This window comes from Peribacillus sp. SIMBA_075, from assembly GCF_046534585.1.
Map to the genome: position 1 here is coordinate 1 of NZ_JAWRYN010000071.1, position 14089 is coordinate 14089.

Annotated in this window: 15 protein-coding genes and 1 riboswitch; of the genes, 4 read left to right on the top strand and 11 right to left on the bottom strand. The window is 40.6% G+C overall.

Annotated features, from left to right (window positions below; genetic code table 11):
- Positions 1 to 146 precede the first annotated feature (146 nt).
- Positions 147 to 281: a hypothetical protein gene (locus SB775_RS26300; protein WP_410864062.1), complete on the bottom strand. Its 135-nt coding sequence runs from the start codon at positions 279 to 281 to the stop codon at positions 147 to 149.
- 216 nt (positions 282 to 497) lie between these two features.
- Between SB775_RS26300 and SB775_RS26305 the strand changes: the two genes are divergently transcribed.
- Positions 498 to 935 carry a GNAT family N-acetyltransferase gene (locus SB775_RS26305; RefSeq protein ID WP_089364751.1) on the top strand — a complete coding sequence of 146 codons (438 nt, stop codon included), beginning with the start codon at positions 498 to 500 and terminating at the stop codon, positions 933 to 935.
- A 64-nt stretch (positions 936 to 999) separates the two neighbouring features.
- Here SB775_RS26305 and abrB read toward each other — a convergent pair whose 3' ends face one another.
- A complete protein-coding gene (gene abrB / locus SB775_RS26310) occupies positions 1000 to 1284 on the bottom strand; it encodes a transition state genes transcriptional regulator AbrB (RefSeq protein WP_061464502.1) in 285 nt (94 codons plus the stop codon).
- 540 nt (positions 1285 to 1824) lie between these two features.
- Here abrB and SB775_RS26315 point away from each other — a divergent pair.
- Positions 1825 to 2796 (top strand): DMT family transporter, encoded by a 972-nt coding sequence (locus tag SB775_RS26315; protein ID WP_410864064.1) that lies wholly within the window; start codon positions 1825 to 1827, stop codon positions 2794 to 2796.
- 214 nt (positions 2797 to 3010) lie between these two features.
- Here SB775_RS26315 and SB775_RS26320 read toward each other — a convergent pair whose 3' ends face one another.
- Positions 3011 to 3211, bottom strand: a complete 201-nt coding sequence (locus SB775_RS26320) for a nucleic acid-binding protein (RefSeq protein ID WP_284469938.1) — start codon at positions 3209 to 3211, stop codon at positions 3011 to 3013.
- A gap of 264 nt (positions 3212 to 3475) precedes the next feature.
- Positions 3476 to 3576: riboswitch (guanidine-I (ykkC/yxkD leader) on the top strand.
- A gap of 72 nt (positions 3577 to 3648) precedes the next feature.
- Between SB775_RS26320 and SB775_RS26325 the strand changes: the two genes are divergently transcribed.
- Positions 3649 to 3990: a DMT family transporter gene (locus SB775_RS26325; protein WP_410864066.1), complete on the top strand. Its 342-nt coding sequence runs from the start codon at positions 3649 to 3651 to the stop codon at positions 3988 to 3990.
- Positions 3990 to 4304: a DMT family transporter gene (locus SB775_RS26330; RefSeq protein ID WP_061464506.1), complete on the top strand. Its 315-nt coding sequence runs from the start codon at positions 3990 to 3992 to the stop codon at positions 4302 to 4304. The genes SB775_RS26325 and SB775_RS26330 overlap by 1 nt, the downstream gene beginning before the upstream one ends.
- A gap of 157 nt (positions 4305 to 4461) precedes the next feature.
- Here SB775_RS26330 and SB775_RS26335 read toward each other — a convergent pair whose 3' ends face one another.
- The 8 genes from SB775_RS26335 to SB775_RS26370 all read right to left on the bottom strand — a co-directional run bounded on the left by SB775_RS26335 (position 4462) and on the right by SB775_RS26370 (position 13926).
- On the bottom strand, positions 4462 to 5253 hold the full coding sequence (locus SB775_RS26335; RefSeq protein WP_410864075.1) for a DUF817 domain-containing protein: 792 nt from the start codon (positions 5251 to 5253) through the stop codon (positions 4462 to 4464).
- A 61-nt stretch (positions 5254 to 5314) separates the two neighbouring features.
- Positions 5315 to 5536, bottom strand: coding sequence for a helix-turn-helix domain-containing protein (locus SB775_RS26340; RefSeq protein ID WP_061464508.1), 222 nt, complete (start codon positions 5534 to 5536; stop codon positions 5315 to 5317).
- Between the two features lie 10 nt (positions 5537 to 5546).
- On the bottom strand, positions 5547 to 6029 hold the full coding sequence (locus SB775_RS26345; RefSeq protein ID WP_089364903.1) for a DUF2975 domain-containing protein: 483 nt from the start codon (positions 6027 to 6029) through the stop codon (positions 5547 to 5549).
- A 242-nt stretch (positions 6030 to 6271) separates the two neighbouring features.
- A complete protein-coding gene (locus SB775_RS26350; RefSeq protein ID WP_410864068.1) occupies positions 6272 to 9493 on the bottom strand; it encodes a DEAD/DEAH box helicase in 3222 nt (1073 codons plus the stop codon).
- A gap of 190 nt (positions 9494 to 9683) precedes the next feature.
- Positions 9684 to 9917 carry a YczF family membrane protein gene (locus SB775_RS26355; protein WP_410864069.1) on the bottom strand — a complete coding sequence of 78 codons (234 nt, stop codon included), beginning with the start codon at positions 9915 to 9917 and terminating at the stop codon, positions 9684 to 9686.
- 18 nt (positions 9918 to 9935) lie between these two features.
- Complete coding sequence (locus tag SB775_RS26360; RefSeq protein ID WP_410864071.1) at positions 9936 to 11054, bottom strand: GerAB/ArcD/ProY family transporter; 1119 nt, start codon at positions 11052 to 11054, stop codon at positions 9936 to 9938.
- Positions 11055 to 11075: 21 nt separating this feature from the next.
- The gene (locus SB775_RS26365; protein ID WP_410864072.1) at positions 11076 to 12299 is read right to left on the bottom strand and encodes a Ger(x)C family spore germination protein; all 1224 of its coding nucleotides are present in this window, start codon (positions 12297 to 12299) and stop codon (positions 11076 to 11078) included.
- Complete coding sequence (locus SB775_RS26370) at positions 12289 to 13926, bottom strand: spore germination protein (protein ID WP_410864073.1); 1638 nt, start codon at positions 13924 to 13926, stop codon at positions 12289 to 12291. Before SB775_RS26370 ends, SB775_RS26365 begins: the two co-directional genes overlap by 11 nt.
- Positions 13927 to 14089: the final 163 nt, after the last annotated feature.

Genomic DNA, 14089 nt, shown 5'->3' on the forward strand with positions numbered 1-14089 from the left:
TCCACTAAATTCACGAGTAAACGACCTAATTTCACGAGTATTTGATCCAAATTCACGAGTAAACGCTCTTTTCTCATTAGTTTGCTGCTCATTCAGGCGAGTAAAGATCAAATTCAGAGTAAATGATCCAATTTCACGAGTAAAGATCAATTCACGAGTATTTGATCCAATTTCACGAGTAAACGACCTAATTTCACGAGTATTTGATCCAATTTCACGAGTAAACGACCTAATTTCACGAGTATTTGATCCAATTTCACGAGTAAATGACCTAATTTCACGAGGAAATCCAATTATTTCACGAGTAAACGCTCTTTTCTCATGATTTTGCTGCTCATCTTGTGTTTAAAAGCCCTCTTAGTCACAAAAAATTTGGTTGGTGCCTTTTTGGTTCCTGAATTTTGAGCTGGGAACTATTCATTTTTTCGTGGAATATATATTATAAGGCATAAAAAAATGGTAAATTAAGAGTATTCTAGCAATGGGGGTTTCCAAATATGAGCATTCAGAAAGCGACAATACTTGAGCTTGAATCTCTGACAGAACTTTTTGATTTATACAGAGTGTTTTATGAGCAAACATCCGATCCTGATCGTGCAAGGGAGTTTTTAAGAGAAAGACTGACGAATGGAGAGTCTGTGGTTTTTATGGCATTTGAAGAAGGAAATCCTGTTGGTTTTGTTCAATTATACCCTTCCTTTTCTTCTGTAAGTATGGTGCGGTCATGGGTATTGAACGATTTATACGTGAAAGAGTCCGCCCGCAAAAAAGGATTTGGCGAGGAGTTATTGAAGGGGGCCATCACTTTCGCACGGGAAACAGGCGCCAAGGGGGTTTTACTCGAGACAGGTAAGGATAATGTAAATGCACAAAAGCTTTACGAGAAAATTGGTTTCGTTCGTGAATCGAATTATTTTTATCATTTCACCATTTAATATAAAAAAGTGTAGGGAAAATTTTCTTTTCACTACACTTTAATGCTATTATCTAGAAAACTAATTATTTAGCGGTTTCCAGGCTGGCTTGAATTTCTTTAATAAGAAGTTCAGCACCTTCAGCGCTAAGTATTAATTTACCGTCAGCAAGTTTCATATTGTCATCGGAAACATCACCTGTTACTTGACAAGTCATGTTTGGTTTATATTTTTGAAGGATTATGCGCTCTTGTTCTACGTAGATCTCCAAAGCATCTTTCTCATTAATTCCTAATGTACGGCGTAATTCAATTGGAATGACTACCCGTCCTAATTCGTCAACTTTACGTACTATACCTGTAGATTTCATTTAATTTACCTCACTATTTTTCTTTCAAATGGGGATTCTATATATTTCGTCACCATTCGACATTATTTGCACTTCTATTAAGATACCACTCCCTACCATATTCGTCAATTCTCGTATCTTCGTATATTATCTGCCTTTATAACATTTTTACATTCAATTTTAGTAAACCCTTCATAAAGCCCGTCATGCCGCCATTTCCTGTTATTATGATGGTATATATTACTAATTTTACAGTTCAACTGCCAACGTTCCCATTTTATTTTTAACAACCACTCCTTTCATTCCATGTCGAATGATGGAGAAGGAATATCACTAGTCTAAAAGAATCCTGTTGATTTTCTTTTGCATTTGAAGGACAATTTAAATGGATAGATTTTAATATTCCGAATTTTTTTTCTTCTGCCTTTGATGCAGTGGAACGTGATGCTTCTGATAAGAGTGTTTTAAAGTCTTTTATAGTAAGAAGCAAGCCGAAACGATTGCCGCACTTAAAGAGTCTTGGCTAATTACTGGCTCATAAAATAGATTGAGGTGAGTCAATTGCGTCCGATTATATTAGGTATTTGTTCTGCTTTCTTTTTTGCATTCACGTTTGTTTTAAATCAATCCATGGAGTTGTCTGGTGGAAGTTGGATATGGAGTGCTTCACTTCGTTATATCTTTATGGTGCCTTTTCTGCTGTATATCGTATTAAGCAGAAAAAACCTGCGCCCCCTTTTACGGGTGATGAGAGAACGGCCGGGACCTTGGCTGCTTTGGAGTTTTGTAGGATTTGGGTTGTTCTATGCTCCTTTATGCTTTGCATCCGCCTACTCACCTGGCTGGCTAATCGCCGGCACTTGGCAAATCACGATCATTTCGGGTGCATTACTTGCGCCGCTGTTTTTTGAAAATGTCCAAACGAAGGATGGTCTCGAAAGGCAAAGAGGAAAGGTTTCTGTGAAAGGCCTCCTCATGTCCATGATCATTCTGCTTGGAATCATCCTGATGCAACTCGAACACACCAGGCACATTTCAATGGCCAATCTCTGGTTGGGAGTCATCCCCATCGTCATCGCCTCATTTGCATACCCTTTGGGAAATCGCAAAATGATGGAAGTATCCGAAGGACGTTTGGATGCTTATCAACGTGTATTAGGAATGACGTTGGCGAGTCTGCCTTTCTGGTTTCTGCTTTCATTGTACGGTTTCTTTACAGTAGGGGCTCCGACGAAGATGCAGAGTTTTCAATCCCTTTTGGTAGCACTATTTTCTGGTGTCATTGCCACGGTCCTTTTTTTCAAAGCGACTGATTTGGTAAGTGGAAATATGCAGAAATTAGCTTCAGTTGAAGCTACTCAATCAATGGAGGTGCTTTTTGCCTTAGCTGGCGAATTACTATTCCTATCGTTACCGATACCTTCTCCGTTATCGTGGTTCGGCATCTTTATAGTTATCATAGGAATGATCCTTCATAGCTATGTGTCACATAAAAAAGAAGGTTCATCCCGGAAACGGACCGTGAGTGCTTAAATAGCAAGTCAAAAAAGCCCCGAATATGATTTCGGGGCTTTTTTTGTCTTTTTATAGGAATACACAAGGAGATTATTTATCAAAAAGGAGTAGCGGAAAGCTCACAAATGACCTTATACCGTCCTTTCTAATTTCTTACTGTATCTATGTATAGAACCTATCAAAATGGAAATGTACCTCCAAAGCTCTTAAACACCGGTCAGTTGTATATATTTTACTTCTTAAATTCTTTATACTCATCAATATAGAAAGCTACATAACCACAATTTGGACAAACAGATGCTTTAGGCTTTGCAGAAACTCTATTAAAAAGTCCTTTCTTTTGACTAATCATAATTCCATACATTCCTCCTTGAACATTTACATGGCAATCATCTATCATTTCAGTTTGGCACTGACTACAAATCTTTTTCATTATTAAGTCCCCTTTTTAAATTCAAAATCCATTTTAACATAAATATCCAACAAAAATTATATAAGAATAAAGGAGAACCCAACATCAAAGTTTCTTTAACATCGCTTTTTCTTTTCACTCCAAAACATTTCCCTTTTTCCTTATCAGAAAGATGAAGGGCATTTTTTTATATGTGATATCCAGGCTGCAATCGATACGGGGCAAACAAAACTTTTACCTTGAGTAAGTTCAAAAAGTATGTATAATGAAAGGTAATTGTATATGTCAAAGGTTTTCTAGGGTTCCACAGTGGGTCTTATTGCTGGTCTGGTCCGAGAGAAAACTCACAGCATGCTGTGTCACGGAAGGATAAAAGCCTGGGAGAAACCGTTTAACGGTTATCTCTTGGGCTTTTTTTGTTTTTTTGGTAAAGAATAAAATCGGAGGTGCGATATTTCATGGGCACAAACTGGATTAAAGTATTCATTGCAGCTTTTTTTGAAGTATTTTGGGTGATTGGCTTAAAACATGCAGATGACTTTTGGACTTGGTCTGGAACGGTCATTTCGATCATCGTCAGTTTTTATTTGATGATTATGGCTGGCAGGAAGCTTCCTGTCGGAACGGTATATGCCGTTTTTGTCGGTATGGGGACCGCGGGGACCGTTTTTTCCGAAATCATTTTCTTTGGAGAATCCTTCAAGCTGAGCAAAATGCTATTGATCCTCCTCTTATTATCAGGGGTGATCGGCTTGAAGCTAGTGACTGATGATAAGGCTGAGAAAGGGGATGAATCTTAATGGCTTGGGTCTCTTTAATCTTAGCAGGGCTATTTGAAATGTTTGGGGTTGCGATGATAAATAAATTGCATAAAGACCGGAATTGGCAATCCTTGCTGCTGTTATTCATCGGATTTGGAGCAAGTTTTCTATTTCTTGCTTACGCCATGCAAACCTTGCCGATGGGGACAGCTTATGCTATCTGGACAGGGATTGGCGCATCAGGAGGAGCGATAATCGGGATGCTCTTATATGGAGAATCCAAAGATTGGAGAAGGATCGTTTTTATAGCCATGGTCCTTGGTGCAGCAGTGGGATTAAAACTTGTTTCATAGGAATGAATGAAGGCGATTTTTCGTAGAAATTCCAAAAGAGAAGAAGGAATATACACTACAATTCTTTATAAAAGCTTAGAAAATCAAAGACGGCACATATATTTTATGTGCCGTCTTTTTATCTAACTTGAATTAAGAAGAATTTTTCACGTGCATTTTATAAAAATTGACTTGCATCCATCTTAGTGGAATCTTTCCCCTTAACCTGTTTTAGCGTCGCTACTATAAGGAAGCTAACAATCACTAATAAGAGCCATGAGCTTACCTTTCCTAGATGAACGAGACTCCATGCATCGGTTTGGTTTGGATACTCCCAAGCTCCAAAGAATGTTGCGATATTTTCAGCTATCCATATAAAAAATCCGATGAGCACAAATGAAAGTGCGATTGGCATACGATAACGAGTTCCACCAACCTCGTATATGACCAATGATCGCCAAAAGACGATGATAACAAGTCCGGATAACCACCAACGAACATCAATCCAATAATGGTGTGTGAAAAAATTTAAATAAATAGCAGCAGCAAGAGGTACAACGACCAAATATGGTGGCCACTTGACCAGTTCGACCTTTAACCTCCTCCACGCCTGGCAAAGATAACTCGCTACACTTGCGTACATGAATCCGCTATAAAGAGGCACTCCAAAAATTTTGAAATATCCTTCCTCTGGATAAGTCCAGGAGCCCATATGTACCTTGAAAAGTTCAAGTGCAAGTCCAATAAGGTGGAACATTGTGATAACCTTTAGCTCATCCCTTGTTTCAAGCCTAGAACGCACCATCCACCACTGCATCAGAAGGCAGATGATGAGCAGCCAGTCATACCGTGGCAGGAAGGGAAGCGGAATGAATTTTGTAATGGCCAAAGAAGCAAAAATAACGGCAGGAAACAAACATGACAGGGCTTGCTCCCAACCAAAACGAACGAGTTGTTTCAGTGCTCTCATGATTGGTGCCTCCACTTTTTTAATGGTTAAATTCATGAGTAACTCCCCTTTCTTCCACTTTTTAACCTTGGGTGTCTTCATCATTTCGGTATTCTAAAATATCTCCGGGCTGACATTCCAAAGCCTTACAAATCGACTCTAAAGTGGATAGTCGAATCGCTTTTGCCTTACCGTTTTTCAATATGGAAAGGTTAGCCATCGTTATTCCAACCCTCTCAGAAAGTTCTGTAACACTCATTTTCCTTTTAGCGAGCATCACATCAATATTGATTATAATTGCCATGTTTTCCACCTCAGACTATTAAGTCATTTTCTGATTTTATATCGATGGCTTCTTGTAAAAGCCTTTGAAGAACAGCAGCAAAGACTGCAATCACCATTGAAGCAAAAATGACGACCAATCCGATTAATATGATACCTGGGGCGTCGTCCATTTCCGCCATGAGATAAAAGAGCGGCATGCCTGCCACATACAAGCTACTGATTGTGATTGCACAGTATTTTATCTTTTTTAAAGCTCTTACGGATAATTCCGAGAAAGCTTTGTTCTTGTCAATAAAGCTTAAAAGTTTAAAAGCTTGATATAGAGCAAAGTAAAATGGTATCGCAGAGGCATACAAATCGATTAAAACGAGATATTTCAAATAAGCCATATCCGGATACAATTCTGCTGCAAACTTCGCTATCCCAGGCACCAAAAAGATGCACAAAGCAAGAATCGGCATTCCAATAAGAATAACAGCTATCTTTAAAAAGATCGTTGACACTTGTTTCATAAAAAGCACCTCATTAATTTTTTGTCCATTTGAATTTAGCACACCTTTTATCGTATTACAATAAAATATTGTTGTTTTTTATTATATTATTATTGTTACCTAAATATCCTTTCCATTTTTAAAAAATATAAAAAAGCATTCCTCATTACGAAGAAATGCTCCATAACTAAACTATTCAATTCATAAATTAATAACTATGGTTCCCCTCAGCTCTACTTGTCTGCGTAACCGTATCCCTCTTCTTATATCATCAGGATTTCCCTGATATCCTCTTCTGTAAGTGCAGATGATGATTTTTCCCCAGGGTCGATGATTTCTTCAATAAGGTGTCTCTTTTTCTCTTGCAGTTCATTCATTTTTTCTTCAATTGTGCCACGGGCAACAAGTTTGATGACCTGAACCACATTCTTCTGCCCCATTCGATGGGCACGGTCCGCGGCTTGTTCTTCCACTGCTGGATTCCACCAAAGGTCATATAGAATGACTGTATCGGCACCCGTCAGATTGAGGCCCGTACCGCCCGCTTTCAATGAAATGAGGAATACATCCCGTTCTCCTGCATTAAACCGATTGCAGATTTCCACACGTTCCTTTGATGGAGTTTGTCCATCCAAGTAGAAAAAGGCCTGTCCTTTAATAGCCAAATCCCTGCCGATGATTTGAAGCATTTTTGTAAATTGCGAGAAAATCAGCACCCGTCTTCCAGAATGCTTCGATTCCTCGAGAATTTGCATCAGTTGCTCATATTTTGCCGAGCTGCCTTTATAACCGTCCACAAACAAGGCGGGGTGACAGCATATTTGCCGAAGCCGGGTCAAGCCAGCGAGGATCCTGATCCGATTTTTCCTGAGGGTGTCCTTGTCCAAGTGTTTCAGCGTATCATGCCGCAGCTTCGCCAGATAGGCGCCGTACAGTTTCTTCTGATCTGGAAGCAGTTCCATCGATTCCAGCGATTCGACTTTTTCCGGGAGTTCCGCAAGCACATCCTCTTTCATTCTCCGCAGCAAAAATGGCCGGATTCTCCGGGAAATCTGTTTCCTTGAGAGGTTACTATACTCCTTTAACCCCATGAATAGCTCAGGGAATACCACATGGAAAAGGGACCAAAGTTCTTCTAGTGAATTCTCGATGGGTGTACCCGTTAACGCGAAGCGGTGTGCCGCTTTTATTTTCTTGGCCGCTCGTGCCGTTTGTGTTCCTGGGTTCTTAAAGGCCTGTGCCTCATCGAAAAACACCGTATGGAAGTCCTCTTTTTCAAACCACGTGATATCCTTCCGGAGCAATGGATAAGAGGTGATCACTACATCCACGTCCATTACTTCCTTAAACAGCTTCGACCTTTCCTTTTTGTGGCCATCCACGACGACGGCTTGTATATCAGGGGCGAATTTAGTGAATTCGCTCAGCCAATTGTAGGTTAATGATGAAGGGCAGACAATAAGCGCAGGAACCCTTTTCTTACGGATTTCAGGCAGCTCCGATAAAATGAACGTGATGCTTTGCAGTGTTTTTCCCAGTCCCATATCATCAGCCAGAATCCCGCCAAATCCGTATTGGGCAAGTATTTTCATCCATTTGTAGCCGTTCTTTTGATAATCGCGCAAAATCGGCCCAAGACTATTTGGCACCGCGAACTCCAAGGCACTCGGATTCCTGATGTTATCCAAAAACTGACGGAATGATTCCTCTAATGTGAATGTCTGGCTGTCATTAACGGAATCAAGGAGTTGCAGCCCTTTTACGATTGGCATGTTCAGACTGTTTTCCAGGTCTTCATTTTGTACGGGAAGTGCATTCAGAAACCGATTGATTTCCTCGAACTCCCTTGTTTCAAGGGAAAGCAGCGATCCATTTCTTAAACGATAGTACTTCCTTTTCTCTTCAAGCGCTGCTAAGACCTCACGTATATGTTTATCGGGGATCGCATCCATTTCAAATTTGAATTCGAGCCAATCAGTCCGTTCTTTTTTGATTTTGATCCTAATGCGGGGTGCAGCATTCCCACGGGAAATCCGGTTTCTGACAGCTGTCGTGGCATAGATTTGTACCAGCTTTTGAAGTTTTGGAACGATGTGGTATAAAAACTCATACTCCAGCTCTTCATTATGTAAGAAATAGCCGCCGTCCGTCTCGGCAAACAGGCTTTCCTTCATAAGCTTTAGTATCTCAGCCTCCTTATCCAAATCCCTTATAAGCATGGCGACCGCCTTGGATTCCTGTTTTTCCAATGGGTTGATCACGATATTTTCATAGTGGAATTCCAGCCCAGCAAGAAGCCTGTTTTTCACTCGATCCAAGTATAGCTTAGCAACCAGCGGCGTCTTCAAAAACAGTTCGGTGATGGACCTTGCTATATGGACTTCACCGAGCCTTTTCAAACCCGGTACCACTTTGTCCAGGAATAATTCCAGTTGGTCATGATGGATTGGAATCCGATTCATTCCCGAATCCTCGAGCATTTGCTTCAATTCTGAAAGGCGTTTGCAATCCTCTTTTTCGAGCTGAACCAAATTCCCTTCAAATAGGACCGTTTTGTATGCATTCATCACGATCATCTCATTCAAACCTTTTATATTCAGCTGATAATCTTCGCCCTCGCTTTGGGTAAAATCAAACTGTAAAGGAAGCGATTCGCCGGATAAACGAAGACCATCAAATGTATGGCCTCCATATGCAAGCTTCACCAATGGCGCCCTGCCAAGGATTGGGACAAGTCTTTGAAAGGAAGATGGAGGCAGAAGTAATAAGTGATCGTCCATTGTATATTCAAATTTGTCCGTAAGGGCATCAACATAAACCTTTTCATCCGATATTACTGTAATAAGCTCCTGAAGCACTGCATCCGTTTCCTTATGAAAACAATGCAGTTCAGGGTCATATAAAAATGAAAGGGTCAATTGGAATATTTTTCCTTCCTTTACCCGTTTCAGGAAATCCCGGACATTCAATAAATTGAAAGAACCGATTTTCATTTCCATTCCTAACATATATTGTCCAGTAACTATCCTTACAGGTTTACACGTAAACTCTGCATCAAGCAATTGCCTATTTTCAAAGTGGAGCTGCTGACCGCTTTTGCGTACAGGCTGATTATTGAATAGGGTCAGCAAGCCCTCAGACAACTTCTTATTGGCTGAAATATCAGAACCAGGTACATTTAGGCCATCAGGGATCGTTCCCTCTCGCTGATGATAGCAAACCGACAGCAGTACGGCTGCAATATGCTGACAATCCCTTTGGTAAGAAGCTAGCGAAGGACAACTGCATGTAGTCTGAAAACCACCGACAGAATCCACTTCGATCGAGACATGGAAATCTTCCATCCCTTTAACCGCCGCTTCACAACCATCAGGACGATAACTTTGAAATGTCACTTTATTGGCACGATGAAAAGCTTCCCCTCTTTTGAAGGAGACGGCCCCGCACATGTCTTTTATGATTTTTTGATTCAACTTGATATCCAAATTGCCGTCCTCCCCCTGAGGTTTTTTTGTTTATTGATTTTACATTCCGCTGAAAAATAAAGCTCATTTAATCATCATACTATGAAACCGGTATACGAGGTTGCAAAAAAGCAAAAAGACAAACCCCTTCATTCAAATCAATACTTGAATGACGGAGTCTATCTTTAGTTCAGCAACAGGAATTGCAACTTTATTGTTGCCCTTTGACTTTGTTGCCTTTCTTTTTTTTTCGATAAATGAAGCTGAACAATAAGTACACAAGGAGAACAAGAAATAGGATCAGTTCAGCCGGGTCTTTCACCAAAAAAGGGTTCAAGGCATGCTTCATTGAATTATCCAAATCAAATCCTAAAAGAAAATCCATACCTAAAGAAAAGGCCACTAATGGAATCAGCAGCAAAACCGTAATACCGAAGATTTTCATTTTTCATCTATTCCCCTTTTAGGAACTTATTTTGGTGCTGGACTTGCTTCTTTTTCGATTCTTAAAAAAGGCAATGATCAATAGAATCATTGGGATGATCACTTGAAATGGGAGGTGGATATAGATCGGAACGGCGTCGAATCCTTCTTGGATATGTTCCGAATAGCTGCTTGCAATTACAATGGAAATCATTAAAATGACAAAGCCGATCGGATAAGCAAGTCTGGAAGGCTGTTTAACATTGAAAACATTCGCCGTACCCGTTAACGCTGCATAGGTAAATATGCTTAACTTGATGACCCCGCCAATCATCAGCTTCAATAAAAAATAAACATCGAGACGTTCGAGAAAACCAGCGATTTCAATGGACTGAATGAGTGTAAGCAGAGGATATTGCGAACGGGTTGTAAGATCCACTCCAAGTACTGCTACGTTCATAGCCATTGTAAACGCGAGAAAAATACCGCCTGTAACCAAACCCCTGATCCCAATTTTTTTCAGTTGCTGAGGTTCGTTCAAATAAGGAAAAATCATCAAAAAGACTATAATTTCGCCAAATGGAAAGTATATGGTTTCAGTAAAGGCCATTCTCATCATCTCCGCCCCACCGATTTCGAAAACGGGCTTTAAGTTGTTTAAATGGATCATGCCTGAAACGACTATCAGAAAAATGAATGTCAAGAAAAGTAAATTCTCCAAGACAAAAAATATTTCACCCGTCCTTGCCATTACCTCTATCCCTTTACGAACAGTAAATACCACTACTAAAATGAATGTTGCATTAGCAAAAAATAATGGAACGTGAGGATAGGCAAAAGTAAGCAGTGTCTCCCCGAAATCCCTCAACACCCTTGCAGCGAGATAGACGAAATAAAGAATGTATAAAAAGGCTACTATCCTTCCTAAGAAGTTCCCCAGTATATTTCTTACAAAATCAGTTAACAGCTGATCAGGGTAGTATCGAAAAAGACTATAATAAACGAAAAATAATAAAAAACCGCCTATCATCGCAATAAGAATGACTAGCCAAGCACCCTGTTTAGCATTTCCTGCAAGAGGAACCAATAGAGCACTGCCCATTTCAAACAGGAAAATAAGGACGAACAGCTGATAGCCGCTAATTTTTGCCTTTTCCACGAGGATGCCACTTCCTTCCCATTATTGATCACCCTTTTTAATATTTGAAAGATATGGCTTATTACGTAATCCTGTACGGCGAATGAAAGTCTCTACCTGTACCTGCGCCTCCAGCTTAGGAAAAGTATCATCGTCCCAATCCTTTTCTAACTTTTTCCATACTTTTGGATGGGATTCATGCATGATTTCACCAAATCCAAAAATATCGGATTTATTTTTTTGGGCCCGTACGATCGCATCTTCCATCTCCTTCTTCAAGTTCTTGGCTAACTTCTTTTCAATATCAATCAGGACGTGCGGACTACTTAGATTCAAGGGAACATCCGCTTCGCGAATATCTCCTTCTGCACGGACCTTTATAAATACCTTAGGTTTACCATTTTCCACTTTTACGGAAACATTGGTTTTTTGGCGAATCACCTGATAGGTGATTGCGTCTTTTTTACCCTTCCAATCCATGTTTAGATTGGTACTTTCAATCCTATCCAATACCCACATTGATCCGATTGCCTTATCACCATCCAGCCAGTCAACCAATTTTCCTTCTTTAAAAACACCTATGCCAGCTGCTCTAGGGTTGGCCTTAATATCTGAAGACTGGGTATTCTCCATTTTGTCCTCTTTATCTTTTTGACCGCTCACGGTAAAACCACTTATTATCGGTTCTTTTCCTGTACTTACAAGATCCTTGATCACTTCTTGAAGATTGATATTGATACTTCCGCCATGCTGTTTTTCCGTAGATTCAATTGTCCTGATGATTTTTTCAGCTGTTACTTTATCGATTGCCGTCAGCGTTTCGACTATATTCCTAGCTTTTACACCACGGGCAATCACGATCCTCGTAGTCGCCCTAAATTCCGGGGAACGTTCAAAGGCATCAAAAATCGCGTTGATGCCCTCTTCTTTTGCTATTTCCTCACTTATGACAATCAGGTTTGCATGGGCAAAATACATATCCCTTGAAATTTTGGTTGAAGCAACACTATCCATTTCCAGTATATTATCTCCACTGGCCCTATAAATCGAGATGGGTGGATTTGTTCCGCCGCCCCCTTGGAGAGCTCCCGCAACATTGCTTGGATTAATAATTTGAAACGTTGCCACTAATTTCCCATCTTTATTTTTATCGACTCCAATTGCCGAAACGATGGCCATTTCGTTTAATTCTTTTTTATCCCAACAGCCGGAGGTGAATGTAGTGCAGATTAACATCAAAAGCAGGACCGATCGTTTACGATTCATTGCCTTCACCTTTTTTCTGGTCAGTAGTTTTCATTCCACGCGATTCAGGAGGCAGAGGTCTTTGATTATCGCCTTCCCTTATCAGATTATTTTTGTTGGTTAATAATTTTGGCCGCTCTTTAAAGGCCCACATCGGCCTTCTGAAGAATGTGTCGCCTAACCCTTCCAGATCCAGAGGGGCCAGCGGCGTCATATAAGGGACTCCAATTGAACGAAGGCTGCATAAATGGACAATAAGGGCTATAAAGGCTAAAATCATCCCATAAAAACCTAAAACACCGGCACAAATGATAAATCCGAAACGCACTATACGGGCTGAAATGGCTATTGAATAAGATGGGGTAGCAAAACTGGCAATCGCCGTGATCGAAACGATGATCACCATTGCCGGCGATACGATGCCGGCCTGGACTGCAGCCTGCCCAATCACCAATGCCCCTACAATGGACATGGTCGAACCGACAGCCTTTGGCATCCGAAGGCTTGCTTCCCTTAATATTTCAAAAGTTATTTCCATGAGAAGCGCTTCAATGACGGCCGGCAATGGAACCGTTTCCCTTTGGGCCGCAACGATGACCAGCAACTTCGTTGGGATCATTTCCTGATGAAAGGTCGTGGCTGCAACATAGACAGCAGGCCCGATTATAGAGATTATAAAAACGATGATCCGTAAAAAGCGTGTGGCTGAAGCAATATCGAAGCGATTATAGTAATCTTCGACAGATTGGAAAAACTGGACGAATAAGGCCGGTGCCACCAAGACAAAAGGCGTTCCATTAACGAATATGGCCACTCTTCCTTCCAGTAGGTTCCCTGCGACCATATCCGGCCGTTCTGTATGATTAAGGGTTGGGAATGGCGTCATGACCTGGTCTTCTATCAATTGCTCAATATATCCTGATTCAAGAATGCTATCGATGTTAATTCGGTTTAAGCGCTTCTTGACCTCTTCGACGATCCCTTCCTTGGCAATCCCATTTATATACATGATGGAAACATCGGTTTTTGTCACGGTGCCTATTTTCATCGACTCTATCCATAAATCCGGGGTATTGATGATGCGGCGTAACATGGCGATGTTCGTTCCATTCGATTCCGTGAACCCTTCTCTCGATCCCCTGACAGTCAAATGCGTGCTTGGTTCCTGAATTGAGCGCCGTTCTCCCCCTTTTGTACTGGCAACCAAGGCTATGTTTATACCATCAACAAAAATGATGCTATCCCCTGATAATAATGACAAAAATAATTTTTCCCATTCCTTGACGGTTTCTACACCACCGAGGGAAATCACGTCTTCAGAGATTACATCCAATGCTTCTTGTGGAAGTATTTTTTCTGATAGATGAGGGTTTTTCATGATAGATTCAATTAAAAAATCCGTAACGCTTGGATTATCAATCAGACCCTGAACATACAAAATAGTCGATTTTATTTCCGGGTTTTGACCTATTTTCAACGTTCGGATAATAATGTCCGGACTGTTTCCCGTCTTTTTCTTCACGATTTCCAGATTAGTCGAAATGGAATTTTCAATATAATCAGGTGTTTTACTTTTGGATTGACCTCCATCTTCCTTTTTCTTTTCATTTTGTTTCATTTGTCTTTTTTGTTTGAAAAAAGAAGCCATAGCACCGAACCTCATTCCTTTTTCGTTTCACTCATTTTGTCCAAAGCACATTCCCTTTATTCTGAGTTCAACCTTCTTGCTCACACAAATCGAGTAGGAGGAGGCGCCTAGCCTCCGACCTCTCACACCACCGTACGTACCGTTCGGTATACGGCGGTTCAGT